This is a genomic window from Aeromonas bestiarum, assembly GCF_028751155.1.
In the GTDB taxonomy this organism is placed as follows: Bacteria; Pseudomonadota; Gammaproteobacteria; order Enterobacterales; family Aeromonadaceae; genus Aeromonas; species Aeromonas bestiarum.
In genome coordinates, this window is record NZ_CP064746.1 from 450,897 (window position 1) to 475,951 (window position 25,055).

Consider the following 25,055-nt stretch of genomic DNA (forward strand, 5'->3'; position numbering starts at 1 on the left):
AGTGAAAGCCAGGCGGTGGGATGCAGGTCTGCCGCAGTGCGATCAGCCGCCGATACGCTGCCGGGGGATCGTGCTGCTCATGGTCGATGACGCAAACATTTCATCCATAACACTGCTTGCTGGTCGTTTTGTGCGCCGAAATTGTATGCCTCGCTGGTTGTTTGTTTTGTGATCTATGAGTCGTTCCTTTGCTTTGTCTGGTAAAGCATGAAAATGGCAGCGATATGCACCATAACCTGCCGATTGGACAGCGCAGCGTCATGATTCTGACGTCGGGATGGCCATCAGTAAGCCTGCGAGCCCGTGCGGGCCGGGATCTGCACCAATTTGGCAAGTTGGCCTGCAACTTGCTGGTTTTATTGCCAATGATGGGGCCTGGCGCCTCATGCCATCGAATCAGCGACCTCGTCATGCCGGATCGGTATGCAGACTGGAGCCCCCATGGATATCAAACCCTACAGCCAGCAGCTTGCCCAGAGTGCGTCCAATTCCCGCGCCCTCGCCACCCTCAGCGGTGCCGAAGGGGGTCAGGGGGGCGGCTGGGAAGATCTGGTCAACCTCTCCTCCCAGCGGCTGACCAGCAAGGCCCAGCAGACGCTCACCTATGAGCACCTGGCCAAGAACAGCAAGCTGCCGCCGGCGCTGGACATCAGTTCAGACAAGGGGGGCATGATGCAACAACTGGTGGACAAGGCGCTGGGGTTTGATCGCAAAAAATTCAACGAGATAGAAGACAAGCTCAAGGAGATAGCCGACAACAAGCAGCTCTCTGCCGAGGAGCGCGAGCAGCAGAGCAAGGCCTTGAACGAGCAGCGGGACGCCATGCTGCAGGATGCCATGGATCGCCTCACCGGCAAGAAGATCGAGTCAAAGGAAGAGACCAAGAGCGCCTGAGTGATGGCCGGCATGACTCGAACGGCAATCCCTGGTCGTCGGGGGCAAGCCGTTGCCCCTGTCTGGGCGTCATGGCCGGGTTGATGACCTGACAACGTATGGGCAGGCTGGCGCCACAAAAGAGGCAGCAAAAAAGGGAGGGCGGATGCCGCTCCCTTTTTGATCGGGCTGAGCCTGCCAGTGCGGCCCAAGCTGCGCCGGCAGGGGATTCGCTGCTTATTTTTTCTCGGGTACTATTTTTTCTCGGGCACTATGCCGATGCCCACCGCCTGGGTCTGGACGGCCTTGATCTGATCCCCCTTGGCGATCAGGGCAAACTGCGCCGGGTTGTGCACCTTGAGCTCCAGGGTGTGATCCACCCCCTTGACCGTGACCGTCTGCTGCGCCTTGTCGACGGCGATGACATCCCCGTACAGTGTGACCTTGACGCCAACCCCGGCCCCCGGCTTCTGGCCCGCGGCGGCCTTGTCCGCATCCACCTCGACGACGCGCTGTCTGACGCCTGCCGTGCCCTTGAGCAGTTCCAGATCCAGCATCTGCAGGTATTTCAGCGCCACCACGTCGCCGACCTTGAGGTTTTGCAGGTTGGTGACCTGCTCACCTGCGACTATGTCGAACGCCTCACCGGCGGCATTCGTCAGGCTGACCTTGCGGCTCGCCATGTCGATGGCGGTCACCGTCGCCTGGGCGGTCACGGCTTCCACCAGATTGGCCTTGCCCGGGGCGGTTGCGACTTCGGTGACCACCTCGGCGGCTTGCACCAGACAGGTCGAGAGGGAGAGCAGACCGGCAATCCATGCATGCTTCAGTTTCATGTTTCAGACCTTATGACGGGAAAATGAGGATGAGAGGAGGTGGGCATGTGGGTCCTGATGGGGCATGACACCGACTTCCTGACAGACCATAGCAGAGCCGCGCCTGGCCACCCCGCCGGACTCGAACGAAATGCGTGTTTTGATAGCCAGCTCCCGTTTTTTGACCTCATGGCGCCACAGGCGCACAATTCCCTGCATGCATTCAAGCGAGGGCTCTGCCGTGTACAACTTCCAATATGCCAATCCTACCCGCGTCTGTTTCGGTGAAGGCCAGATAGCCAGCCTGCCCGATCTGATCCCGGCGGGCAGCCGCCTGCTGGTGCTCTACGGCGGCGGCAGCATCAAGCAGAACGGCGTCTATGAGCAACTGACCCAGGCATTGGCGGGGAGGGATTGGCAGGAGTTCCCCGGTATCGGCGCCAACCCCCAGTACGATCAGCTGATGGAGGCGGTGGATCTGGTCAAGCGCGAGCGCATCGACTTCCTGCTGGCGGTCGGCGGCGGATCCGTGGTGGATGGCACCAAGTTCGTGGCCGCCGCGGCCTGCTTCGAGGGGGCGGATCCCTGGGAGATATTGCTGCACAAGGCACCCGTCAAGGCGGCGCTGCCCCTGGGCTGCGTGCTGACCCTGCCCGCCACCGGCTCGGAGAGCAATCCCGCCGCCGTGGTGAGCCGGGGGGAGGCCAAGCTCTCCTTCATGAATCCGCTGGTGCAGCCCGTGTTTGCGGTGCTGGATCCCGCCACCACCTACAGCCTGCCCACCCGTCAGATCGGCAACGGGGTGGTGGATGCCTTCGTCCACATCATAGAGCAGTACCTCACCTTCCCGGTGGGGGGCGAGGTACAGGACCGGCTGGCGGAAGGCTTGCTGCAGGTGCTGGTGGATAACGGCCCCAAGGCGCTGGCGGAGCCCACCAACTACCAGGTGCGTGCCAACCTGATGTGGGCCGCCAGTCTGGCGCTCAATGGTCTCATCGGCCGCGGCGTGCCGCAGGACTGGTCCACCCACGCCATCGGTCACCAGCTCACCGCGCTGCACGGGCTGGATCATGCCCAGAGCCTGGCTGTGGTGCTGCCCTCCCTGTTGCGTGAGCAATCGGCCCAGAAGCAGGAGAAGCTGGCCCAGTTCGCCGAGCGGGTCTGGCATTCGAGCCGGGAGGACAAGGCGCTGCGCATCGAGGAGGCCATCATCCGCACCGAGCAATTCTTCCGGCAGATGGGGGTGGGCACCCGTCTCGCCGACTACGGTCTGAGCGAGAGCTGCATCCCAGGAATCTGCTCCAACCTCAAGCGCTTCGGCCTGACCGCGCTGGGGGAGCAGCAGGACATAGATCCCGACAAGGTAGCCAGGATCCTGTCCCACGCGCTTTAAGTCAGGGGGACCTTGCGCCTCGCAATCAGAGTGGCGCGGATCCTTTCTCACGCCCTCTAGGCCTGAGGTCCTTGGTCAAGGGGCGATCCTGACAATAAGTGCGGCCAGGATCCTTTCCCACGCGCTCTGATCATCTGGTTGACGAGCTGAAAAGAAAACGCCCCGATTGTCGGGGCGTTTTGCATTCCGGGCTGAGGCGCTGAGGGTAGAGGATCAGGCGCCCAGATCCAGCTCGCGCTCGAGTGCCGCCGCCTTCTGGCGGGCCGGATGGGTGTTGAGTCGCTGCCAGTAGGCCTGCAGGTGCGGGAACTGGGCCAGCTGACCGCCCTGGGCCAGCAGATCCACCAGGAAGGAGTTCATGATGTCGGCGCCGGAGAGGCGATCCCCTACCAGATAACTGCGGGTCGCCAGCACCTCATTGAGGTAGCCCAGCACCTTGGCACACTCCGCCTTGGCGTAGTCCGGCAGGAAGCGCATCGGGCTGCCATCCTTGCGCACGAACATGTCCAGCAGCAGCGGCAATATGCCTGAGCTCTCGGCAAAGTGGAGCCACTGCAGGTAGTCGGGGTAGTCGGGGCTATCGGGGGCCGGCGCCAGCCTGTCGGCCGCGTATCGGGCAATCAGGTACTCGGTAATGGCGCCGGACTCTGCCAGCACGCGGCCTTCCAACTCGATGACGGGCGACTTGCCGAGGGGGTGAATGGCCTTGAGCTCTGGCGGCGCCAGAAAGCTGGTGGCGTCGCGCTGGTAGGCCTTGATCTGGTAAGGCAGCCCCAGCTCTTCGAGCAGCCAGATGATGCGTTGGGAGCGGGACTTGTTCAGGTGGTGCAGGACTATCATGGGAACCTCGATTCGGTGGCAGGAGTCGGTATACGCCTCGGCGAGGCGGCCGGTTCACCGGCGGATAAAAAAGAGCGGGCAGATGCCCGCTCTTCTGTTAGCTGACTCAGGCTTCCAGCGCCTGATCCAGATCCGCCAATATGTCCTCGATCGCTTCTATCCCCACCGACAAGCGGATCATTTCCGGCTTGACCCCGGCCCTGGCCTGCTCGGCTTCGCTCAGCTGGCGATGGGTGGTGGAGGCGGGGTGGCAGGCCAGCGACTTGGCGTCGCCTATGTTGACCAGCCGCTTGAAGATCTTGAGCGCATCGTAGAAACGCACCCCGGCCTCGTAACCCTCCTTCAGGCCGAACGAGAGGATGGCCGAGGGGCGACCGGCCATGTACTTCTCCGCCAGCAGGTAGTGGGGGTGGCCCGGCAGTCCGGCATAGCTGACCCAGGCCACCTTGGGGTGATGCTTGAGGTGGTGGGCGACCCGCAGGGCGTTGTCCACGTGACGCTCCATGCGCAGGCTCAGGGTCTCCAGCCCCTGCAGCAGCAGGAAGGCGTTCATGGGGGCCAGCGCCGCACCTGTATTGCGCAGCGGCACAGTGCGCACCCGGCCGATGAAGGCGGCGGGGCCGAAGGCGTCGGTGTAGACCACCCCGTGGTAGGAGGGCTCGGGCTGGGTGAGCTGGGGGAAGCGTTCGGCGTTATCCGCCCAGGGGAACTTGCCCGAGTCGACGATGACGCCTCCCAGCGAGTTGCCGTGGCCACCCACGTACTTGGTGAGGCTGTGCACCACTATGTCGGCGCCGTGCTCTATGGGTTTGCAGAGCACTGGGGTGGCGACCGTGTTGTCGACGATGAGGGGCACGCCACGGGCGTGGGCCACCTTGGCGAAGGCGGCCAGGTCGACTATGTTGCCCGCCGGGTTGCCAATGCTCTCGCAGTAGACCGCCTTGGTCTTGTCGTCGATGAGGGCTGCGATGGCCTCGGCGCTGTCATCCCTGGCGAAGCGCACCTCGACCCCGAAGCTCGGCAGCATGTGGGCGAACAGTGTGTAGGTGCCGCCATAGAGCTGGGGCGTGGAGACTATGTTGTCACCGGCGGCGGTCAGCGCCTGGATGGCGTAGGTGATGGCGGCGGAACCCGCCGAGACCACCAGACCGGCAATGCCCCCCTCCAGCGCGGCCATCCGCTGTTCCAGCACGTCGTTGGTGGGGTTCATGATGCGGGTATAGATGTTGCCAGGCACCGCCAGATTGAACAGGTCCGCCCCGTGCTGGGCGCTGTCGAACTCATAGGCCACCGTCTGGTAGATGGGCACGGCGACGGCCTTGGTGGTGGGGTCGTGGGAAAAGCCGTGGTGCAGGGCCAGGGTCGCATCTTTCATCACACACTCCTTGTTGGATGTTGCTGGATAGCAGTTATAGATGGATAGACGTCCAATCTATCAGGCCCAGCGCTGATGTAAACCACCCAATCCGGCAAAGCAATTGCGCCCGCTGACGATGTGCGTCTCCCTTGAGCGCTCCGTGCTAGGGATGGCACTCAGAGACGGCGACGATACTCCCGATCGTCTGTCTGGTGCATGTCCCACTGCATCAGGCGGTTGAGCTGGCTCATGGGATCCTCGATCAGGGTCAGCGGCCTGGGCAGGATCCGCTTGAAGTAACGACGCAGGGTCTGCTGGATCCGGTTCGGTTTGAGGGGGTTGGCTTGGCTCATCATTGTGCTCCTGTGCTGTGGTTCTCACGTTCGTCAGCAGTATTGAGCTAAAATGCGGAAGTAAAAACTGATGACTTACAGCAACAGGATTTCCTCTTTTATGCCGACCGGTCGCCTCTACCAGCAGTTTCAACGACTCGCCCAGCAGCTTGGCTGCGATGAGCGGGAGACAAGCCTCGCCGAGGTGGCGGATCTGCTCTGCTGCACCCCGCGCAACGCGCGCCTGCTGCTGCGCCGCATGCAGGATCAGGGCTGGCTCAGCTGGTCGGCCGAAGCGGGGCGGGGGCGGCGCTCCCGGCTGGTGCTGCTCGACAGCCAGGAGAGCCTGACCCGGCGCCGGCTGCGGGATCTACTGAGTCAGGGCCAGCTGGCGCAGGCGGTACGGCTGGCGGAGGGGCGGCTGGATCTGCTCACCCCGCTGCTGATCGAGCAGCTCGGCCAGGCCACCCGGGAGGGGCGCCAGATCCTGCGGGTGCCCTACTATCGTCCGCTGCCCCAGCTGTTGCCCACGGATCCGCTGCGTCGCTCCGAAATTCACCTGAGCCGGCAGATCTTCAACGGCCTGACCCGACGAAATGAGGAAAATGGGGAAATCGAGGGGGATTTGGCCCACCATTGGGAGCGGCTCGGCCCCTGTCACTGGCGCTTCTATCTGAGGCCGGCCGTGCGTTTTCACCACGGCCGCGAACTGGCGGTGGAGGATGTGATGGAGAGCCTGCTCGGCCTGCGTGATCGCCCACTGTTCGCCCATCTTGCCCGGCTGGAGAGCCATTGGCCGCGCACCCTGGATATGTATCTCGACAGTCCGGATCCTCTGCTGCCCCATCTGCTGGCCGAGCCGGTGGCCGCCATTTTGCCGCGTGAACTCAAGGGAGAGGCGGGTTTTGCCCTGCAACCCGTGGGCACTGGCCCCTACAAGGTGGCTGCCAACGATCCCCTGCACCTCTGTCTGGCGGCCTTCGACGACTACTTCGGCTTGCGCGCCCTGCTCGACGAGATCGACATCTGGATGCTGCCTGAGCTGGCGGATCGGCTGGAGAGCCACCTGCAGCTGGGACGCGACAGCCCCGAGCTCGGCACCATGCGCGGTGAGTCCGAGCTGGAGTCGGGCTGCTACTTCCTGCTGCAGGACGACAGATCCGGATCCTTGCAGGATCCCGCCCTGCGCCAGTGGCTGGCCCACCTGCTCAACCCCATAGCCCTGATGGCGCGGGTCGCCCCCGAGTTGCAGCGGGGCTGGACCAGCGCCCTCGGCCTGCTGCCTCACTGGCGCGAGGCCTTGCCCGCGCCGTTGCCAAAGTCGGCGCAGTTGCCGACGACACTGGTGCTCGCCTGTTTCAACCAGCATCTGGAGTTCAACGAGTGCGCCGGGGCCATGAGCAGCCTGCTGGCGGAACAGGGGATACGGCTGGAGGTGCGCACCCTGGATTACGGCCGCTGGGTGAGCGGGGCGGATGAAGACGTGGATCTCTGGCTCGGCACCCTCAACCTGGAGCACGAGCACGCCTTCGCCCCCTACGCCTGGCTGCTGGGCACGCCGCTGCTGCGTCAGGTGTGGGCAAGCCAGCGGTCCCTGTGGCAGGGTCTGACGCAGTGGCGTGCCAGCGGTGAAGAGCCGGGCCCGCGCGCCCTGCTGGCCCGGGTGCAGCAACAGGGCTGGTTCGTGCCCCTGTTCCACCACTGGCTGGAACTGGAGAGTCGGGTCGGCGTGCACGGGGTGCGCATGACGGCGCTCGGCTGGTTCGATTTTCGCAGTGCCTGGCTGAGGCCCGAGCTGGCCGGGAGCGAGGCGGGCAAAGCGGGCGGCAGCTCCCGCCCCGAGACAGGGGAGCTTGAGTCCTGACGCGGGCCGCGTTAGCCTGAGCGCGGTCCAACGACAAGGAGTCGATATTCATGCTGGAAATGCAGATCCAACCCCGTTTTCAAGAGACTGATGCCCTAGGCCACATCAACAATACGGTGCCGGCGGTCTGGTTCGAAGCGGCCCGGGATCCCCTGTTTCGCATCTTCTCCCCCGAGCTGGATGTGCACAACTGGCACCTGATCATCGCGGGCTATACGGTGCAGTTCAAACGGGAGCTGTTTTATGGCCAGCAGGTATCGATCAAAACCGGGGTGCGTCGCATCGGCTCCAGCTCCTTCACGCTCTGGCAGGAAGCCTGGCAGGGCGGCGAGCTGGCGGTGACCGCCGAGACGACCCTGATCCATTTTGACTACCAGACCCGCCAGTCCCTGCCCCTGAGCGACAAGCACAGGGAGGGGCTGCGGGCCTGGTTGATAGAGAGTTAACCTTGGCCTTTCGGCCAATCACAGGACACTTATGCGCAATACCGTGATCGCCCTGAGCCTCGGCTTGGGGCTGGGGCTCTGTTCCCTGCCTTCCGTGGCTGCTTCCCTCGCAGAGCAGTTCACCCTGATGGAGCGGGGGGCCGAGAGCGCCCTCGACACTCGCCTGTTCAGCCACGATGGCGTCGACATCAAGGCCTGGATCGATGGTTCCCCCGTCATCATAGCCGTGCCCATCATGAACGAGCAGGGCAAGCTGGAAGGGGAGAGCCGCTACTACTTCAAGGGCGGCAAGCTGTTCGGGGTGAAGGAGCCTGCGGCCCAGTTTGCCTTTGATGACAAGGGGACGCTCACCCAGTGGCTGGATGACAAGGGCCAGCCGGCCGAGTTCGTCAGCAAGATGAGCATGCAGCAGCGCGAGGCCTGGCTCACCAAGCGGGCCGCCGAGCTGGCCAAACTGTTTGCCCAGAGCCCGGCCGAGCAGAAGGCGGCCAAGGGGGGCGTCAAGCTGAAGGGGGCGGATCTCGCCCACTGGCTCTGCAATGGCAAGCTGATGGATCTCGCCAGAGGGGACAAGGTGATCTTCGAGCAGGCAAAGCTGAAGATTGCCGAACAGGGCGTGGAGGGGGAAGTGTCCCTGCGTCAGGACAAGGGGTGGCAGGATCTCTGCCTCAAGTGCGAGGTGCAGGGCACGCAAGTGACCCGCCTCACCTGGCAGCCGCTGCCGGGAGCCAACAAGCCGCAATGATCTCGGTTGCAGCATGAAACAAGGGGGCCATCGGGGCCCCCTTTTCATTGCGGCGACGACTCGCTCAGCTTGAGCCGGGTGAGAGCTTCCACCCGTCGCCATTGCTCGGCGGGAAACCAGCGCGCCAGTATCTCCTGCTGTTGCTCGGCCCGATCCAGGGTGGGCAGGGGCTTGAGTTCGGCCAGATAGCCCACCAGCTGTCGTTCGAACCCTTGTTGGCCCTGCTCCAGCTGATGCAGCCGATCCACCGCCTCAGGCCCCAGCCTCTCCAGCAGCACGGCGTCGCGCTCGGCGGGCGCCAGTGGCTCCAGCGCCTGCAGATCGCCGAGCAGGCGGCTGTTGGCCTCGGCCTCCCTGAACCACTGGGGCTGTTCCGCCAGCCAGAGTTCGAGCTCATCGGCCAGCATCTTTTTGTCGGCCTCGCTCGTCTCTGCCAGCGCCTTGCGGCGCAGGGTCCACTGCTCCATCAACCTGTCCTCGGCAAACAGCTGCTCCTGCTCGGCCGGGGTGAAGCTCTGCTGGCGCAGCTGCTCGCGCTCGTCAAACAACACCTGCAGACTGGCGAGGCCCGGATCCGCCGGCACCGTCAGGCTGCCCTCCGCCGCCAGAAAGCTCTGGTAGCGGGCCAGCAGTTCATCCTCCGCGTTCGTTTCTCCCTGTTCCAGACGCTGGGCCAGCTGATGGCGCAGGGCCCCCTGTTCGGGGGCTGCCGTCAGATCTGGCGGCGAGTCGGGCCAGAACAGGACGGCCCCCAGCAGCAGGGCCGACCCCAGAGGCTCGGCGATCCGCAGGGATCTTTTCATAGCCCCAGCCCCTGCAAGCGATTGGCATGCTGGCGATAGAGGGTGACAGGATCGGTTTCAAACAGGTGGTGGATGCCGAACGACTGGTTCACCTCGTCCAGATGGTTCATCCGGTAGCCGGTGCCGATCACCTTGCCGAGGTGGCTGCTGCACACCCCGACCAGACCGTCGTTGGGTTCGCTGAAGAAGGTGCCGGTGAGGGCCAGCGCGGGATCCACCGGATCCAGTATGTTGGTCATGTTGCCGCGCCCGCTCCAGGAGAAGTAGTAGACCCCGTTGGCGGCCTGCAGCGGCCCGTCACCGCAATATTGGCCGGGCAATCCCTCTGGGTAGCGCTGGTTGAAGCGCTGGGCTCCCGAACTGGTCAGGGCATCGAGGGCGGCGAGGGGATCCTGCGGCAGCTGGCTGCCGCCGGAGAGCAGCGAGATGACGCCGGACAGGGCCGAGGCGGCGGCCACCGCCAGCTTCTCGGCCACCGAGCCAGGTGCCACCTTGGCGCGCACCAGATCGGCGATCTCCGAGCCATAGTTGACCCCGCCCACGCTGGTGGCGGAGGCGACCAGCTCGGGGGCGACCGAGGCGACGTAGCGTATGGTGGGGCCGCCGTGGGAGTGGCCGATGAGGTTGACCTTGTCGGCCCCCGTGATGGCCAGCACCTGCTGTACCTGCTTGAGCAACTGCTCACCGCGCAGCTCCGAGCTCTCGGTGGCGGAGACCTGCGCCACGTAGACCCGGGCGCCATCCCGGGTCAGCGCCTGGGGGATCCCGTAGAAGTAATCGACCCCGAGCAACCTGTCGAAGCCGAACAGCCCGTGCACCAGCACTATGGGGTAGCGGGTCTGGGTATAACCTGCCGCCTGGCCCAGCATGGGCAGGGCGCACAGCAGCACCAATAGCCATCTTTTCATCTTGTCCATCCTTGTGAATAAGGTTGCCACAGCGGCAACCACCGGCCTCATGCCAGTACCGACCAGCATGACGGAGCGGGACCTTTGCATCTGTGCAAATGATCACCAAACGGACAGATTCAAAAAAGCCCTACCCATATGGGCAGGGCTGTTGGCGGTGCTGGCACAAGTATCCCTTGTGTTCGGCCCCTACATAAGTTAAATAATAATTATTATCATTTGAGTGATCGGGATCATGACGGGAATCTGGGTGAAGGGATGGGTCGGCACGAGCGACGCGGACAGCAGCATGGTGCACTGGAAAGTGCAGACCCTGAGTGGCAATCGCCACTTCGATGCCGGCGAGCACGCCAAGGCGCTCTCCTATTACCAGCAGGCATTGTGGCTGGCGCGCCAGCAGTTTGCCTGCTGGCACGATGCGGACGAGGCGGTGGCCGCGCTGGTGGTGGCTCACCACAATCTGGCGGATCTGCTGGTGGCCATGACGCTGCCGGAGCGTGCCGCCGATCTGCTGTGCCATATCCACGACTGCCTGCTCGCCACCAGCCAGTCCCCCGCCAGCCCTGTCCCCTTGCGGGATGCCGCCCTGCGCCACACCCGCAGCACCCGCACCGAGCTGCTCGCCTTCGTGCGCAAGCACGGCACCCAGGATGCCATTCAGCGCTGCCTCGGCCAGTGTCTGTGCCAGACCGAGCCCGCCCATCAACTGCATTAATCACAATAAAAAGAGGTGATCATGAGCCATACCCTGCCAGCCCTTGCCTACGGCTACGATGCGCTGGAACCCCACCTGGACGCGCTGACCATGGAGATCCATCACAGCCGTCACCATCAGACCTATATCACCAATCTCAACGCGGCCCTGGCCGAGCTCCCCGAGCTGGCGGTCCTGCCGGTGGATGCGCTGCTTGCCCGTTTCGACAGCCTGCCGGCGCACGTGCAGGGGGCGGTGCGCAATCACGGCGGCGGCCACGCCAACCACAGCCTGTTCTGGCAGGTGATGAGCCCGCAAGGGGGCGGTGAACCGGGCGGCGAGCTGGCGGCGGCGATCGCACGGGAGCTGGGCGGACTGGATGCCTTCAGGCAGGCCTTTACCCAGGCGGCGCTGAGCCGGTTTGGCAGCGGCTGGGCCTGGCTGGTGGTGGACGAGGAGGGAAGATTGCGAGTGGAGAGCAGCGCCAACCAGGACAGTCCCCTGATGCAGGGCCAGGTGCCCATACTGGGGCTGGACGTGTGGGAGCACGCCTATTACCTCAAGTACCAGAACAAGCGACCCGACTACATAGCCGCGTTTTACAAGGTGATCGACTGGGACGAGGTGGAACGCCGCTATCGTGCCGCGCTGGCATGACCGCCGGCAGGATAGTGCACTCGGCCAAATGAAAGAGACCCGCCTGATGGCGGGTCTCTTGTTTCTCTCTTGTCAGGGGGTCGAAGCGGAGGCGGCGCTACTGGTTGCCGGGCTGATCGAGAGCGCCGCACTGGTTGCAGCGGCAGCGCTGGCAGCCTTGGCTGTATCCGCCTCCTTGCTTGCGGTGGCCGCGCTGGTCGATATGGCGGAACTGGCGGTGAGCGCGGCGTCAGTGGCGGTGGCTGCACTGGTCGCCGTGGCCGAGCTGGCGGCAGGTGCAACCGGCGGCTTGTGGGTCACGGGCGGGATGGGCAGGCAGGGTTGGCTTGCGCCTATGGTGCTCAGGGCCTGACAGGGGGTGGGGCCACCGATGACGATGGGCTCGCCGAGGAACTTGGGCCCCTTGTCCAGCACGTAGAGGTCGAGCAGCCCCATCAGGCGGGCGAATACCTCGCGTACCCGGGTCTTGATGCCCTGATAGGCGCTGGGATCCTTGGCGTTGAAGCCGACGGCCTCGATGCCGAAGTGGCGGGCGATGAAGATGGCGCGCTCGTTGTGAAAGGCCTGCGACACCACGGTGAAGTGGGCCTGACCAAACACCTCCTTGGCGCGGACTATGGAGTCCAGGGTACGAAAGCCGGCGTAGTCGCTGTAGATGGCCTTGGCCGGGATGCCGGCCTGGATCAGGGCCCGCCGCATCTGGCGCGGCTCGTTGTATTGCACGGTCGCGTTGTCACCGGACACCAGTATGTAGTCCACCTTGCCGTTGTTGTAGAGCTCGGCAGCGGCCTTGATCCTGTACTTGAAGTAGTGGTTCGGACTGCCCCCGATCAGGTACTTGGAGGTGCCTAGCACCAGGGCGACCCGGTTGTAGGGGACTGCATCGACGTCGTCATAGGTGTAATGACGGGCGTCCGAGACGGTCCACTCGCTGTAGCCCAGCAGCATGGCGGCAGATGCCAGCAACAGGCAAAAGCAGGCGAGGAGGATCTTGGCAAACTTCTTCATGCGCGGTGCGGTTCGGGTCTGAAGTAAGAGGTGACAGAGGGTCATTCTATTACAAGTTGCCGCTGCGCGTCAGGCTTGATAGCGGCCGATGGCGTCACTCGGGCAAAGGCTGTCGCATACTGTGGCTGGCTAACCGTTTGATCCGGCACCGATAAAAACCTTTCGTATAAAAACAAGGGGCAGCCGTGGCTGCCCCTTGTCGCTAGCGTCTCATCCTCAGTGGGAGGAGTCGTTCGCCTTGCACTCGTCAGACTCCTTGTTGGCTTCCCACCAGGGCAGCAGATCGCGGCTCAGCCAGCTCTGGTAGGCCTCGCTGTCATTGGCGATCAGCTGATCCAGCTCGGCTTCGAAGGCGCTCATCGCCTGCTGCTGATCCGGGTTGCGCAGGGCCTGGGCCATGGCCAGCCAGCTGGCGCCGCGACCGGTCTCGTTCAGGAAGCGATGCACCGTATAGGACCAGGAGTAGACCATCTCGCCACCCTTGTCGTAATCCAGGTGCAGTATGTCGGCCAGGCTCGGTCGCTCGGCCGCCGGGCGACCCGAGACGTTGTCCATGCCACGGGCGAAACACTGACCGTGGGCGATGAACTCCGCCAGCCCTTCCGACCACCAGGTGGTGCGGTTGAGCGGGTAGTGACCGAAGCTGCCGTACTGGTTGAAGCGTCCATCCAGGTAGTGCACGTACTCGTGGCGCAGGTTCCACACCTGGAAGGCCGGGCGTTTCCACTCCGCCTCATAGGCGAAGAAGCGGGCCTGGTTGCCGGGACGCGCCGGATCCCCTTCGATGTAGATGCCGCCGTTGTCGGTGGAGACGCCACCAAACAGGGCGCTGCCGTAGCGCTTCCAATCGGCGGAGGAGTTGAAGATCACCAGCTCCAGCGCCTCGTTGTTGTCATCACTCACCGGCTGCCAGCCTGTTTCCATCTGCTGATGGAACTGCTGCTCCTCGGCGCCCAGCTCGCGGCAGATGCCGTCGGCCTGATCCTGGCTCAGCTCCTGGGCCCGCAGGCGCAGGGTCGGCGAGCAGGTGTGCTCGAACGGCAGCACGTCTTCCATTCGGATCGGGGTGCAGAGTCCGGCAAAGTCACCGCTGATACAGGCCTCGCTGGTGCGATCCGTGTAGGTCAGATAGTAGGTGGAGAGGGTCAGTGACATGTCTTCCAGCAGATCCTGACTCTGTTGACCGCCGGGGATCAGGCCGTGATGACGGATGAGCTCGATGACTGAGCCATCCAGCAGCTTGCGATAGCCTTCGCTCTCGTCGGGACGGGTATAACGGGCGACCCGGTAGAGGCGGGTATAGGCATCCAGCACGTTGTTGAGCAGGAACAGATCCTTGCCATCCCGTCCTTGCCACAGCGACAGCTCGCTCATGCCGAGGGCGTGCAGCTGTTTGCGCAGCTCGCCATCCTGCTGGCGGAAATCGGCGGCGAAGGCGTCGCTATGGTCGCTGGCGAAGTCGAGGAAGTTGAGCAGATCGAACAGACCGGTTGCCCAGGCATGCTGACCATTGATCTCGCTGGCATGCCGGGTGCTGTAGGCCAGCATCTGGTTGAACTGGCCGAGCAAGGTGCCAAACCGGCTCTGCACCGCCGGGCTCTTGAACTGGCCATGCAGGGCTATGCTCCAGGCGCCCATGACGGCTCCCACTTCATCGCTGGCCTGCTCCGGGTAGAGCAGCGGATGGGCGCCGAGCGCGGTCAGCGCCTCGGCCAGTGCCTCGGCGGCGGCCGGGCCGTCTTCCTTGTGTTTGCCGTAGTTGTGATAGTTGTGGGCGCGCACGTATTCCAGCAACAGCTTCATGGCCGGATGGGCGGGCTGATTGGCCGCCAGCAGGCTCTGGATACCGCGGGACACGGCCAGCAGCTTGGTGTCATCGTGGCCATAGTTCTCCTGCCAGACGGGAGCGGGCTGGCCGCTGGCATCCTGCACTATCCTGGCGGCGTCGGCATCCAGCAGATCCGTGCCCGGTTGTTCCGGCTCGGAGCAGGCGCGACCATCGGCGCGGCGGCAGTCGAGCTGCTCCTCCTTGCTGGCCAGCACTATGGGGCGATTGAGCACCCGACTCTCCTGCCACTCGTCGGTTTCCGGCAGTGTCTGCCATTCGCTGCCACCGACCGGGTATTGATAGCCGGTGTCTTTCAGTACCACCTGTACCTCGCTGCCGGCGGGCAGGGTCTGGCGGCAAACCCGGTAGCTGATGGTCTTGTCCCCTTCCTGGCGGGTCTGGGGCTCATCGCACTCCTGCTGTGTCTTGGTCTCGTCCAGCTGCCAGCTGTACTGGCGCCAGACATGGATCTCGCTCACCTGGCTGGCGGCCTGACTGCCCGCCACGGGTTGCAGGCGGAAGAAGATCTGCTCGAGGCGGCCGTCCCGCTCGTTGGGGGTCTCTTCCAGCACGCTCAGCTGTTGCCAGTTTTGCGGCTGGTATTGCCAAACCTGTTCGGCGCAGCGCCCCTGGGCATTGAGCTCGCAGCGATCCAGCTCCTGCTCGCTGTGACCCAGTATGATGCGCTCGGCCAGCGGCAGACGATCCTGACGCGGGGCGGTCGGGGTGCCCGTCAGCGGTTCCCAGCGGCCCTGTTTCAGGCCGTAGCCAAAGTCATAGCTGCTGGCCGGGATGGCCTTGCCTGCCGGCACCACCTGCTCGCAGCTGAGGTAGCGGATCTGCCAGCCCTGCTCGATCTTGAGCTGCGGCTCGCCGCACTGCTGCTCTGCCTGTGCGGTCAGATTGGCATCTCTCCAGTCGAAGCGGCGGTAGACCCGCAGTTGCTGATAGGGGGCATCGTCATCGCGGGCGCTGAGCTCGTAGGTGACTTCGGTGACGCGATCGCTCAGCTGGCGGCTGGATTCACCGTTCAGCCGGTACTGTTGCCAGTCGGCGGGGGAGTAGTTGGCCAGCGCCGAGGTGGCGAGCAGGCCCGGTGCTGCCAGCAGCAGCAACCTTGTACCCAGATTGTTCATTTTTATCCCTTTGGATGAGAGTCTGCGTGGTTATCGCGGGCAATGTACTAAGTTCCAAAGGGGTATCAACTCACCAGTCAGGCCATATAAATCATTTATTTAGATTGAATCAAAACAAAGTGAGTGCCATTGGGGGCTCAGCTGATAGCAAGGACTCATCTGCCATCTGGGGGGTATCTCAGCCTTCGGCTGACAAGTGTGATCAAGGTCTCGTTTGAGATGCGTTGGCTGGGTGTTGTTGCGACAGTACTAAGAAGGCGATGAAGTGGAAAACCGAGCCGACGCTATGGCTGTGTGGTGAGCCGGATCCTGAGAGGACTTTGCAAGAGAGGAAATGCGAGAGGGGCTGGTGCCGGCAGAGGGCGAAGGTTGGATGCTAAACAAGCGCTGTGTTCGGCGTGGGCTCCACTTGCTCAGGGGAGGCGAGCAAATCCGCCCGAGGCAATGAACAACCCCGGGCTGATGGGATGGCTAACTCGATCAGAGGTAGCTGACGGTCACTATGGCCATCTTGCTGCTGCCGGCAGACAGCTTGTACTGCATGGTGCTGCTGATGGTATTGAGGCTGCCGGTTTGCTGCAGGCTGGTCAGATCCAGGGTCTGGCGCTGGGTGCCCGAATAGCAGGTCACGCTGTTGTCAGCGAAGTCGCAGGGGGCTTCGTAGATGGTTCCGGTGAAGGTCACGCTGCCATCGTAGGCAGAGGCTGTTGCCGGCAACAGAGCGATGCCCAACAGCATAGCTGCGGCGGCAGAAGAGGCAAAACGGATGGCGCTGTTGCGAATGGAAGCGGTGGAAGTGTTCATTTTTATGTCCTTTTCGTCACATGTCGTTGTACGAAAAGGGCAACGCAATCAAAGAGAATGACACAGATACAACTGATGACATCGCTCTTCTCAGATGGCAGCTCCGCTGTCTTAGGTATTTAAACCCTTAGACCGGTGGCTTTGCGTCCCGACCTTTCGACCGGTTTGCCCTTTACTCTATGTTTAGATGATAACACCCTACTTTGAGAAATCAATCAGCATAAAAAAGCATGAGATATGGGTCACAGATAGCAGGAATAATAAATATCTACGTGGGATATATATTGTTGACCTACAGCGGGAATGGCGTTGTTGAGTGTCAACATCATCGCCATAACACAGCGCGACAGTGAAAACACCCTCATCTATTGAGCCATGTCGGGATTTAATAAGCAGGTTATTCATCCCAGGCACGGAACAGCGGCCATTTACTGCTTGTATGCCATGGGCTGTCATTATGATTACCTGATTACCTGATTACCTGATTACCTGATTACCTGATTACCTGATTACCTGATTACCTGATTACCTGATTACCTGATTACCTGATTACCTGATTACCTGATTACCTGATTACCTGATTACCTGATTACCTGATTACCTGATTACCTGATTACCTGATTGATTACTTGGCAAAGATGATGGCGGCAATTTGCTTGGTCAGTGGTGTTCGTTTTTAGTGGTTGATGTTGGTTTTTTGTTAATTTGGTTTGTGATGTGAGTGGGTTGTGAAACTCACTATTGTCAGTCGAGTGATATATATAGTGGTTAATTGTCTCTCATTGTTTTGAAATGTCATGAGCGATTGTAAGTTTATGATTTAAAAGTGTTTATAAAGGAATTTATAAAAATCAAAATGTATTTGATGTGCATCAAACGTGTCGTTAATTTATCCACCAAGCAAAAGTTGAATTCGGTTTTTTGTGCAGATGACATGGATGTATGTAGTCGTGCAAATGGGAGGTGGCGGGAACTGCCTCTAATACTGCAAACACCTTTGCTTGTTTGATATGCACAGATAATTGCACCAGTAGCCATATCTCATTAATGAGGTGTCGGTCTGCTGACAGTTGCTGAGCAATAATATCGCGGCATCATCGAAAATCATGACTCCAGCTTGATCCAGATGATGCCGCATAACAACACACGTTAATGTAGGTATATACGAATGAACGCTAATAAAATCTTGGTTGCTATGGGTGTTGGTTCCATTCTGCTGTGCGGCTCCGCCGTTGCTGCCGGTGGCGCTGGTTCAGGCAAAGTCACCTTCAACGGTGAAATCATCAACGCTCCTTGCTCCGTTGCTCCCGAGTCTGTTGATCAGGTTGTAGAGATGGGCCAGGTCAGCACCAAAGAGCTGGTCAATGGTGGTGAGTCCAACTCCAAGCCGTTCAGCATCAAGCTGCTGAACTGCGAAATCTCCGACAAGGAAGATGCCGTCAAGGTGACCTTCAGCGGTGCCTCCGAGCATGATGGCCTGCTGGTGATCGGTGGTGGTCAAGCTGCCGGTGCTGGTATCAAGATGAGTGCGCCGGGTGGTTCTGCCATCGTGCTGGGTACCCCGACTGCAGCCTTCAACCTGGTAAACGGTGACAACGAGCTGCCCTTCAGCGCCGTGCTGAAAGGTTATTCCGATCAGACCGCCAACCCGCTGCAGGCCGGTGCTTTCACTGCAGTGACCAACTTTACTCTCTCCTACGAGTAATTGGCTGCCTTAACGTGTGACAAGGGTTGTGGTGGTGCGAACCACCACAACCTCACACATTCTGTTTCCTCGTATCGAACCTTGATCATGAAAACTTCAATGATGGTGCCGGTAGTGCTGCAGATGGTGATGATGGCGGGGCCTGTTCTTGCCAATGAGATCACGGATGGCCTGGCTGAATCTGGGTGTACTCTGGATGTTTTACACAGCATCCCCCAGCAAGAACAACACCAGGGCACGCTGAAAATCAGCGGGTGTCAGGCTGAAGGCACATCACTGCCTTTTATTGCCATGTCCGTGCGCAGTGCCATGAACGATGAATTGAGCATCATCAGCAATGGTCAATATTACAAGGTATCCGGCGAACGCTTTATTGTCTCGGATATTGTCAACAGCGATCTGGAATTCAATTTGAAAATAAACGGCAACCAGCTGTTTGTTTCAGATAAAACGACGTTGTTTGAGCTCGATTATATGTAAGCAAGTCCATTGCTTAGTGTAGATACCTCATTAATGTGAGACCGTTATGCCATCCCTAGAGTAAATTTATGAGCGTTTCAACATCAAACTCTGCAAGAAGAAAACATTATTCAAAAATGGCTTTTATGCTATGCGTGCCCGGCCTGATGGCGGTGGCAAACCACGCATGGGCAGAAACGGAGTTTAATATTGATGCGCTCGATCTGGACGAACGGACCAAGATCGACCTCTCCCAGTTTGCCGACGAAGGCTACATCCTGCCCGGTGACTACTACCTCGAGATCGAGGTCAACAAGAACAAGCTGCCTCTGCAGAAGATCCCTTTCTACGAGACCAATGCCGGCAAGGGCAAAGGCGGGGTTGCCTGTCTGCCGCAAGAGGTGATCCCCAAGCTGGCGCTGACCGATGAGGCCATCGCCAAGATCGATACCTGGCACGATGGCCAGTGTGCCAACCTGCTGGCGCTGGACGGGGTCGTGATCTCGAACGACATCGGCAATGGCCTGCTCAGGATTGCCGTGCCCCAGGCGTGGATGAAATACAGCGACCCCAACTGGATTCCACCTGAGCAGTGGGATGTGGGTATTACCGGCCTGATGCTGGATTACAACATCAACGCCCAGGTCAATGAAGGGAGTGACTACTCCAATAGCAATATCAGCAGCTATGGCACCCTGGGGGCCAACTATGGCGCCTGGCGCCTGCGTGGTGACTATCAGGCCAGCTCTTATTGGGGTGATGATGAGCGGTCGTCAGCCGAGCTGAATCGTATCTATGCCTATCGCCCCTTGACCGACATGGCGGCCAAGCTGACGGTGGGCGAGCAGCAGCTCAACTCCCAGCTGATCGACGGCTTTCGCTATACCGGCGTGAATCTGGCCAATGACGAGCGCATGCTGCCGCCGAGCCTGCAGGGTTATGCGCCCGAGGTGAGCGGCATCGCCAAGACCAACGCCAAGGTCACCATTTCCCAGTCCGGCCGCATCATTTATGAGACCAACGTGCCAGCCGGCCCGTTTCGTATTCAGGGGCTGGACAGCTCGGTGCGCGGTCGGCTCGATGTGCGGGTAGAAGAGCAGGATGGCAGCGTCAGCTCGTTCCAGGTAGACACAGCGACCATCCCCTACCTGACTCGTCCCGGCTATGTCAGATACAATCTGGCCGTCGGTGCCCCCTCCGAGCTGGGGGATTCCGCCCACGACGTGCATGGCCCGGCGTTTGTCACCGGCGATTTCTCCTGGGGGGTGGCGAACTCCTGGTCACTTTACGGCGGCAGCCTGATCGCTGGCGAGTACAACTCCATGGGGCTGGGTATAGGTCGCGACCTGTATGCCTTCGGCGCCATCTCCGCCGACCTGACCCAGTCCATTGCGAAGCTGCCGGGCCTGTCCACCAAGATTGGCCAGTCGGTGCGCGTGAACTACGCCAAGCAGTTCGATGAATACAACAGCGCCATCACCTTCGCGGGTTATCGCTTCTCCCAGCATAACTTCATGACCATGTCGCAATTCTTGAGCAACAAGGATCGGCTGGAGAACAACAATACAACCTCGAGCGATGACTACAACACCTGGGGTGACAAGGAGCTATATACCATCACTGCCAACAAGACCTTCTGGGCGGATGATACGGCCAAGGCTCTGACAATCTATCTGGACTACACCCACAGAACTTACTGGGCTCACGATGCCGAGGATCGCTACGGCCTCTCCATCAACAAGAACGTGAGCATCGGCAGCTTCAAGGATGTCTCCGTCTATGTATCGGCCTACAAGACCAAGACCGAGAACTACGAGGATGACAAGAGCGTCATGCTGACCCTGAGCATGCCGATCGGGGACAGGAAGAGCGCGGGATACAGCGTGCAGTCCTCCAACGGCAAGGTTACCCATCTGGCCACCTATCAGGATTACAGCCGACCGGATGATACCTATCAGCTGGGGGCCGGGGTACAGAGCAACGGCCACGCCGTGGCGCGCGGCTACTACAACCACAACGGCGATGTAGGTGCCGTCAGCCTCAACGCCTACAGCGTGCAGAGCGAGTACACCTCGGTCGGAGCCAGCCTGCGCGGCGGTCTGACGGCGACCGAGCATGGGGCGGCGCTGCACCAGGCTACTCGCCGCGGCGGTACCCGCATGATGGTGGACACCGACAAGACCTCCGGCGTCTCTTTCAACAACGGCCGCGCCGTGACCAACCGCTTTGGCGTCGCTGTGATCAGCGACATGACCGACTATCGCAAGAGCGACACCCGGATAGACGTGGATCAGCTGGGCGATGACATAGATGTCATGAATGCCATCAAGCAGGGGACCCTGACCGAAGGTGCAATTGGATATAATGCCTTCGAAATGGCCGAAGGATTCAAGTTGCTGGCCAATGTCAAACTGCCCGATGGCTCAGTACCGCCGTTTGGCGCCACAGTCGTCAAGGATTCCGGCCGGGTGCTCTCGGTGGTGGATGAGGATGGCCTGGTCTATCTGACCGGGGTGAAACCGAATGAAGCGTTTGAACTCTCCTGGGGCGGGGCTCGCCAGTGCCAGATAGTGGCACCGCAAGAAGTAACCGATCTGTCGATGAAGACTCTCACTTGCAAGTAATGGGATACCGATGAAAAAGCTGCTCTCTTATACCTGTCTGGCCGTGCTGGGCATGACCTCGCTCAACGTCAGTGCTGCCATAGTGCTGGATCGTACCCGCGTCGTGTATCCGGGCGGTGCCAAATCCATCAGCCTCAACATCAAGAACGAGAACCAGAAGCTGCCCTACCTGGCGCAGGCCTGGATTGAAGACACCCATGGCCAGAAGATATCTTCTCCCTTCGTGATATTGCCGCCGGTACAAAGGGTGGATGCCAACCAGAAGTCCATAGTGCGCATCGCCAGCGTGCCAGCCATCGACAGCCTGCCCAAGGATCGCGAGTCGATCTACTACTTCAACCTGCGCGAGATCCCGCCCAAGAGCGAGAAGAGCAACGTGATGCAGATTGCCGTGCAGTCCAAGATCAAGTTGTTCTACCGCCCCGAGGCCATCATCCCGGAGCGCGGCGCCGTCTGGCAGGATCAGGTGTTGATCACCAAGCAGGGCACGACCCTGAAGGTCAACAACCCGACCCCTTACTACATCACCTACGTTGGCCTCGGCCATCCGCAGGGCAAGGAGCGGACCACCATCAAGGGTTTCTCCGCCTTTATGGTTGAACCCAAGTCAGAGCAGACGGTCACCATCCCGGAAGCGTTGGGCAACCAATTTGTGATCAGCTACGTCAATGACTACGGCGGATATATGGATATCAAATACCAGTGCGCAGGCAATGCCTGTAAAGCCATCAAGAGCGAGTAACGTTATGTATCGTTTCATTATCTGTGCCGGAATGATGGCTCTTGCTGCGCCAGCATTGGCGGTCAATGGCGCAGTAGTGCCAGATGCAACTCAAACATATAATATAAATCTTGATAAGGCAGACATTGTCAATAAGCCAGGAGCTACAACAAAGCCGTTCGAATGGGCACTCGGTAACACTTATGGTGGCACTGTATATTGCCCAGAGACAACTATCCCCACATCACCTATTTACTACCGTGCAGTGATAAGTGATAGTTTGCCACCGGTTGGTAATGGTTTTGTAAAACTCAACGAATTCTTGGATATGAAGGTTGAGGTTTTTATCGCTGGAGATAGAAGGGAGCTTGTTACTGCGCCATTTAATAATGAGAGCAATAGGGGGCGTTATGGTCCTTGCTATAAGGGTGGCCATATTAAATTTCAGTTCGAGAGTGGTAGCCATGGTCAGGTTACCTTTCGGGTAAGAAAACCCATTATCAATGGGGTTCATATTGCTGACCACCAAATAGTGGAAATGTTTGGGCGGTTGGGAATGACCGACTCTGGCTTCAGTGGCGATGTAATGTCGCGAATCGTAATTCAGTCATCCATTCTCTATGTGCCAGAAGAGTGTGTGATCAATGGTGGCCAGACCATCGAGGTTGAATTTGGTGATCTGCCTGGTAGTGGGCTGGATGGAAATAACTTTGAAAAAGTGCTGCCATTGACCTTCCAATGCAAAGGTGGTGCATTTGAAGGAAATGCGTTGAAAATCAACCTTGGTATTTCTGGGAGACCTGCATCGTTCAATCAAGAGTATTTGCGAACCACCAAAGATGGCTATCAGGGGGGAACAGTTATCCCTGATCTGGGGATCAAGTTCAAACAGCTGGATGGTTCCCCATTGAGGCTGAATGAATTTTATCCTGTTTCCATGCAGGGCAATATCGGTGACTGGGGCTTTATTGCGGCGCCGATAACGCCGGTAGGTGCTGATATCCCTGCGGGTGACTTCTACGCCACCGCCACCATTGTTGCCGAATTCCAGTGAGGAGCTGTCATATGTTGCGGACATTGTGGATAGGCTTGGCGCTGTGCCCGGTGTTGGCGGTGACGGCGGCTCCCCGTGCCGGCGATGACCTGGAGCTGCTGGGCAACACTGTGCACCTGCATGGCCGGATCATAGATCAACCGTGCGTGATATCTCCCGAATCGGCCGATCAGTCGGTCGATATGGGGGTGGTTGACGTCAGGGAGCTCTACTCGGCCGGTACCGGGGCTCAGGTGCCATTCGTCATCCGCCTGACCAACTGCAAACCCGGTATCTTCCGCATGGCCAAGGTGACCTTCAGCGGTGCTGCGGACCAGCAGATGAGCGGTGCCCTGGCCTTTTCTGCCGGTTCAGCCAAGGGGGCCGGGATCAGGCTATATGATGCCACTCAGACCCAGCTGGATTTGGGCACTGCTTCTCGCGGCTATGTCCTGGGTGGTTCAACGGAAAATGAACTGCTGTTTTCCGCTCGGGTTGAGGGCCACCCGGATGCGATCGCCGCCAAGAGTATCACACCTGGGGATTATACCGCCGTGGCCAACTTCATCGTCTCCTATGAATAACCTCAAAGGTCATTACGCTGGATGACCTTTAAATTCTCTCTGCTGGGCCAGGAGATAACACCGCCCATATAGCTGGAGAGATATATCCCGCCTGGCAGCTGAATAAACAGCGACTTCTGTTTGGGTGGGGTCAGGGCAGCCACCAGGGTGGCGACCATACTGTTGCTGATCAGTGCCTTCTGGTCGATAAAGTTGACTATGGTATTCTTCATTTCGATCGCAATATCATCCTGATCCCGCTCTATATCACCAACGGAATCCAGATTGAACAGGGTTTGCCCCTGATGGTCTGTTGCTATCACTGTGGCCACGACAATTTCTCTGTTCATGGTCACTATAATCTTGCTTTTGTTGGTGATTTCGACCCAGTTATCCGGTGCCTGACAAGTGCTGTGATATCTGACGGTGGCATTCGGATAGTTATAGTAATTATGGGAAACGTTCTTGCCCTGCAATGCTATGGTCGTCATGACGCATTGCAGTTCCTCCGCAATGGAATGGCCGGCTCTCAGCAGGAATACATTTTCTGACAACTCTTTGTTTTTATTATCAATGGAAAAGTAGCTGATAGCTTCCTTTCCGATGAGAATGGAAACACGTTCGTCTTCATAATGCGGCACTCTTTTGACAAGTGGTGCCAGCGTATCAATCTTCAATTTCAATGCATTTTCTGTTTCGCTGGTCGTATACAGAGAAACATGGCCGAGGTTAATCGTTCTAAGGGTATTTTCATTGCTGTAATGATAAATAAACGCGGCCAGCGAGGAGACTACCACAATCAGCAGTGCAAACAGCATGATGCGCTTTGGGTTGAAATAGCGATCGTATTTTCTGCGAGAGTATTGGCGTCTGGCCCGCGGTGAGGCTGCGGGTGTTTCTGCCCTTGCCTCCGTATTTTCAGCCTCCCCGGTGACCTCAATGGGTGCACAGAAGATATAACCTACCCTGGGGATGGTATCAATTGAGTTCAGCAAGCCAAATGATTCCAGTTTTCTCCTCAGGGAGAGGATCTGTCGATTAAGGTTGGTGTCGGTATTATCCTGATTTGGCCACAAGGCTTCCTGCAGTATGTTTCTGGGAATGACACTGCCTGCCTCATCACACAGCATTTCGAGCAGCTCGGCTTCTTTGTTGCTGAGCTTGATGTCCTTTTCTCCCTTAGAGAGTCGGAATATTGCCGCGGAGAAAAATATCTCCTCTGCAATTTTATAAATTTTGTTACTCATGTGTGACTCGCCTTACTGCCAAGGAGTGCATTTTACCACCATGTCGCAGTTGTTCAAATAACGCCAAATTAACAATTTCCTTTACTATCAATCGATTATATTTCCATCGAGATACTGGGCGAGGGACATGGTACTACAGTCGATTAATTTGGTTCAAAAAATGCTCAAAAAGATGACCAATGATGTAATCGTTCTCACTC

At 59.5% G+C, this 25,055-nt stretch carries 23 protein-coding genes and 1 riboswitch; of the genes, 13 read left to right on the plus strand and 10 right to left on the minus strand.

What is annotated here, in order from left to right; all coding sequences use genetic code 11:
* Nucleotides 1-441 precede the first annotated feature (441 nt).
* Nucleotides 442-894: a hypothetical protein gene (locus IU367_RS02170; protein ID WP_274453323.1), complete on the plus strand. Its 453-nt coding sequence runs from the start codon at nt 442-444 to the stop codon at nt 892-894.
* Between the two features lie 233 nt (nt 895-1,127).
* Here the strand turns inward: IU367_RS02170 and IU367_RS02175 are convergent, their stop codons facing one another.
* The gene (locus IU367_RS02175) at nt 1,128-1,709 is read right to left on the minus strand and encodes a hypothetical protein (RefSeq protein WP_274453324.1); all 582 of its coding nucleotides are present in this window, start codon (nt 1,707-1,709) and stop codon (nt 1,128-1,130) included.
* 196 nt (nt 1,710-1,905) lie between these two features.
* Here IU367_RS02175 and IU367_RS02180 point away from each other — a divergent pair, with 196 nt between their 5' ends.
* A complete protein-coding gene (locus IU367_RS02180; RefSeq protein WP_274453325.1) occupies nt 1,906-3,081 on the plus strand; it encodes an iron-containing alcohol dehydrogenase in 1,176 nt (391 codons plus the stop codon).
* A 213-nt stretch (nt 3,082-3,294) separates the two neighbouring features.
* Here IU367_RS02180 and IU367_RS02185 read toward each other — a convergent pair whose 3' ends face one another.
* From IU367_RS02185 to IU367_RS02195, 3 genes are all read right to left on the minus strand, one after another.
* Entirely contained in the window at nt 3,295-3,921 is a 627-nt protein-coding gene (locus IU367_RS02185; RefSeq protein ID WP_241280237.1) for a glutathione S-transferase family protein, read from the minus strand.
* A gap of 106 nt (nt 3,922-4,027) precedes the next feature.
* Nucleotides 4,028-5,296, minus strand: a complete 1,269-nt coding sequence (locus IU367_RS02190) for an O-acetylhomoserine aminocarboxypropyltransferase/cysteine synthase family protein (protein WP_241280238.1) — start codon at nt 5,294-5,296, stop codon at nt 4,028-4,030.
* A gap of 158 nt (nt 5,297-5,454) precedes the next feature.
* Nucleotides 5,455-5,631, minus strand: a complete 177-nt coding sequence (locus IU367_RS02195; RefSeq protein ID WP_274453326.1) for a hypothetical protein — start codon at nt 5,629-5,631, stop codon at nt 5,455-5,457.
* A gap of 100 nt (nt 5,632-5,731) precedes the next feature.
* Between IU367_RS02195 and sgrR the strand changes: the two genes are divergently transcribed.
* The 3 genes from sgrR to IU367_RS02210 are packed head-to-tail and all read left to right on the plus strand — an operon-like array spanning nt 5,732 to nt 8,665.
* Nucleotides 5,732-7,474, plus strand: coding sequence for an HTH-type transcriptional regulator SgrR (gene sgrR, locus IU367_RS02200; RefSeq protein ID WP_274453327.1), 1,743 nt, complete (start codon nt 5,732-5,734; stop codon nt 7,472-7,474).
* Between the two features lie 50 nt (nt 7,475-7,524).
* Nucleotides 7,525-7,920: an acyl-CoA thioesterase gene (locus IU367_RS02205; protein ID WP_043140443.1), complete on the plus strand. Its 396-nt coding sequence runs from the start codon at nt 7,525-7,527 to the stop codon at nt 7,918-7,920.
* 31 nt (nt 7,921-7,951) lie between these two features.
* The gene (locus IU367_RS02210) at nt 7,952-8,665 is read left to right on the plus strand and encodes a hypothetical protein (RefSeq protein WP_043140447.1); all 714 of its coding nucleotides are present in this window, start codon (nt 7,952-7,954) and stop codon (nt 8,663-8,665) included.
* 44 nt (nt 8,666-8,709) lie between these two features.
* Here the strand turns inward: IU367_RS02210 and IU367_RS02215 are convergent, their stop codons facing one another.
* Complete coding sequence (locus tag IU367_RS02215) at nt 8,710-9,468, minus strand: lipase secretion chaperone (protein WP_274453328.1); 759 nt, start codon at nt 9,466-9,468, stop codon at nt 8,710-8,712.
* On the minus strand, nt 9,465-10,376 hold the full coding sequence (locus IU367_RS02220; RefSeq protein ID WP_274453329.1) for a lipase family alpha/beta hydrolase: 912 nt from the start codon (nt 10,374-10,376) through the stop codon (nt 9,465-9,467). The genes IU367_RS02215 and IU367_RS02220 overlap by 4 nt, the downstream gene beginning before the upstream one ends.
* Nucleotides 10,377-10,665: 289 nt before the next feature.
* Between IU367_RS02220 and IU367_RS02225 the strand changes: the two genes are divergently transcribed.
* On the plus strand, nt 10,666-11,091 hold the full coding sequence (locus IU367_RS02225) for a hypothetical protein (protein ID WP_043140455.1): 426 nt from the start codon (nt 10,666-10,668) through the stop codon (nt 11,089-11,091).
* A gap of 21 nt (nt 11,092-11,112) precedes the next feature.
* Nucleotides 11,113-11,727, plus strand: coding sequence for a superoxide dismutase (locus tag IU367_RS02230; RefSeq protein ID WP_274453330.1), 615 nt, complete (start codon nt 11,113-11,115; stop codon nt 11,725-11,727).
* Nucleotides 11,728-11,799: 72 nt separating this feature from the next.
* On the opposite strand, the gene IU367_RS02235 is transcribed toward IU367_RS02230, so the two are convergent.
* The 3 genes from IU367_RS02235 to IU367_RS02245 form a co-directional block, all read right to left on the minus strand.
* Nucleotides 11,800-12,780 (minus strand): SanA/YdcF family protein, encoded by a 981-nt coding sequence (locus tag IU367_RS02235; RefSeq protein ID WP_274453332.1) that lies wholly within the window; start codon nt 12,778-12,780, stop codon nt 11,800-11,802.
* Between the two features lie 171 nt (nt 12,781-12,951).
* Nucleotides 12,952-15,699 carry a collagenase gene (locus IU367_RS02240; protein WP_274453333.1) on the minus strand — a complete coding sequence of 916 codons (2,748 nt, stop codon included), beginning with the start codon at nt 15,697-15,699 and terminating at the stop codon, nt 12,952-12,954.
* A gap of 480 nt (nt 15,700-16,179) precedes the next feature.
* Nucleotides 16,180-16,503: a fimbrial protein gene (locus IU367_RS02245; RefSeq protein ID WP_274453334.1), complete on the minus strand. Its 324-nt coding sequence runs from the start codon at nt 16,501-16,503 to the stop codon at nt 16,180-16,182.
* A gap of 93 nt (nt 16,504-16,596) precedes the next feature.
* Nucleotides 16,597-16,683, minus strand: a riboswitch (cyclic di-GMP riboswitch).
* A gap of 988 nt (nt 16,684-17,671) precedes the next feature.
* On the opposite strand from IU367_RS02245, the gene IU367_RS02250 reads away from it, so the two are divergent.
* From IU367_RS02250 to IU367_RS02275, 6 genes are all read left to right on the plus strand, one after another.
* The gene (locus IU367_RS02250) at nt 17,672-18,208 is read left to right on the plus strand and encodes a fimbrial protein (protein ID WP_065401982.1); all 537 of its coding nucleotides are present in this window, start codon (nt 17,672-17,674) and stop codon (nt 18,206-18,208) included.
* A 99-nt stretch (nt 18,209-18,307) separates the two neighbouring features.
* Nucleotides 18,308-18,688, plus strand: a complete 381-nt coding sequence (locus IU367_RS02255; protein ID WP_337999343.1) for a hypothetical protein — start codon at nt 18,308-18,310, stop codon at nt 18,686-18,688.
* Nucleotides 18,689-18,756: 68 nt separating this feature from the next.
* The gene (locus IU367_RS02260) at nt 18,757-21,291 is read left to right on the plus strand and encodes a fimbria/pilus outer membrane usher protein (RefSeq protein ID WP_337999331.1); all 2,535 of its coding nucleotides are present in this window, start codon (nt 18,757-18,759) and stop codon (nt 21,289-21,291) included.
* Nucleotides 21,292-21,301: 10 nt separating this feature from the next.
* On the plus strand, nt 21,302-22,033 hold the full coding sequence (locus IU367_RS02265; protein ID WP_274453337.1) for a fimbrial biogenesis chaperone: 732 nt from the start codon (nt 21,302-21,304) through the stop codon (nt 22,031-22,033).
* Between the two features lie 4 nt (nt 22,034-22,037).
* Nucleotides 22,038-23,066: a fimbrial protein gene (locus IU367_RS02270; RefSeq protein ID WP_274453338.1), complete on the plus strand. Its 1,029-nt coding sequence runs from the start codon at nt 22,038-22,040 to the stop codon at nt 23,064-23,066.
* Nucleotides 23,067-23,077: 11 nt separating this feature from the next.
* A complete protein-coding gene (locus IU367_RS02275) occupies nt 23,078-23,629 on the plus strand; it encodes a fimbrial protein (protein WP_241278860.1) in 552 nt (183 codons plus the stop codon).
* A gap of 2 nt (nt 23,630-23,631) precedes the next feature.
* Here IU367_RS02275 and IU367_RS02280 read toward each other — a convergent pair whose 3' ends face one another.
* Nucleotides 23,632-24,855, minus strand: coding sequence for a winged helix-turn-helix domain-containing protein (locus tag IU367_RS02280; RefSeq protein WP_274453339.1), 1,224 nt, complete (start codon nt 24,853-24,855; stop codon nt 23,632-23,634).
* Nucleotides 24,856-25,055 lie beyond the last annotated feature (200 nt).

Excerpts from the sequence above, each read along its gene's own strand:
- IU367_RS02220 (WP_274453329.1), bottom strand. The coding sequence starts at position 10,376 with ATGAAAAGATGGCTATTGGTGCTGCTGTGCGCCCTGCCCATGCTGGGC.
- IU367_RS02245 (WP_274453334.1), bottom strand. The coding sequence starts at position 16,503 with ATGAACACTTCCACCGCTTCCATTCGCAACAGCGCCATCCGTTTTGCC.
- IU367_RS02270 (WP_274453338.1), top strand. The coding sequence starts at position 22,038 with ATGTATCGTTTCATTATCTGTGCCGGAATGATGGCTCTTGCTGCGCCA.
- IU367_RS02195 (WP_274453326.1), bottom strand. The coding sequence starts at position 5,631 with ATGAGCCAAGCCAACCCCCTCAAACCGAACCGGATCCAGCAGACCCTG.
- IU367_RS02255 (WP_337999343.1), top strand. The coding sequence starts at position 18,308 with ATGATGGTGCCGGTAGTGCTGCAGATGGTGATGATGGCGGGGCCTGTT.
- IU367_RS02185 (WP_241280237.1), bottom strand. The coding sequence starts at position 3,921 with ATGATAGTCCTGCACCACCTGAACAAGTCCCGCTCCCAACGCATCATC.
- IU367_RS02235 (WP_274453332.1), bottom strand. The coding sequence starts at position 12,780 with ATGACCCTCTGTCACCTCTTACTTCAGACCCGAACCGCACCGCGCATG.
- IU367_RS02225 (WP_043140455.1), top strand. The coding sequence starts at position 10,666 with ATGGTGCACTGGAAAGTGCAGACCCTGAGTGGCAATCGCCACTTCGAT.
- IU367_RS02180 (WP_274453325.1), top strand. The coding sequence starts at position 1,906 with ATGCATTCAAGCGAGGGCTCTGCCGTGTACAACTTCCAATATGCCAAT.
- IU367_RS02170 (WP_274453323.1), top strand. The coding sequence starts at position 442 with ATGGATATCAAACCCTACAGCCAGCAGCTTGCCCAGAGTGCGTCCAAT.
- IU367_RS02215 (WP_274453328.1), bottom strand. The coding sequence starts at position 9,468 with ATGAAAAGATCCCTGCGGATCGCCGAGCCTCTGGGGTCGGCCCTGCTG.
- IU367_RS02190 (WP_241280238.1), bottom strand. The coding sequence starts at position 5,296 with ATGAAAGATGCGACCCTGGCCCTGCACCACGGCTTTTCCCACGACCCC.
- IU367_RS02250 (WP_065401982.1), top strand. The coding sequence starts at position 17,672 with ATGAACGCTAATAAAATCTTGGTTGCTATGGGTGTTGGTTCCATTCTG.
- IU367_RS02280 (WP_274453339.1), bottom strand. The coding sequence starts at position 24,855 with ATGAGTAACAAAATTTATAAAATTGCAGAGGAGATATTTTTCTCCGCG.
- IU367_RS02275 (WP_241278860.1), top strand. The coding sequence starts at position 23,078 with ATGTTGCGGACATTGTGGATAGGCTTGGCGCTGTGCCCGGTGTTGGCG.
- IU367_RS02230 (WP_274453330.1), top strand. The coding sequence starts at position 11,113 with ATGAGCCATACCCTGCCAGCCCTTGCCTACGGCTACGATGCGCTGGAA.
- IU367_RS02205 (WP_043140443.1), top strand. The coding sequence starts at position 7,525 with ATGCTGGAAATGCAGATCCAACCCCGTTTTCAAGAGACTGATGCCCTA.
- IU367_RS02210 (WP_043140447.1), top strand. The coding sequence starts at position 7,952 with ATGCGCAATACCGTGATCGCCCTGAGCCTCGGCTTGGGGCTGGGGCTC.
- IU367_RS02240 (WP_274453333.1), bottom strand. The coding sequence starts at position 15,699 with ATGAACAATCTGGGTACAAGGTTGCTGCTGCTGGCAGCACCGGGCCTG.
- IU367_RS02175 (WP_274453324.1), bottom strand. The coding sequence starts at position 1,709 with ATGAAACTGAAGCATGCATGGATTGCCGGTCTGCTCTCCCTCTCGACC.
- IU367_RS02260 (WP_337999331.1), top strand. The coding sequence starts at position 18,757 with ATGAGCGTTTCAACATCAAACTCTGCAAGAAGAAAACATTATTCAAAA.
- sgrR (WP_274453327.1), top strand. The coding sequence starts at position 5,732 with ATGCCGACCGGTCGCCTCTACCAGCAGTTTCAACGACTCGCCCAGCAG.
- IU367_RS02265 (WP_274453337.1), top strand. The coding sequence starts at position 21,302 with ATGAAAAAGCTGCTCTCTTATACCTGTCTGGCCGTGCTGGGCATGACC.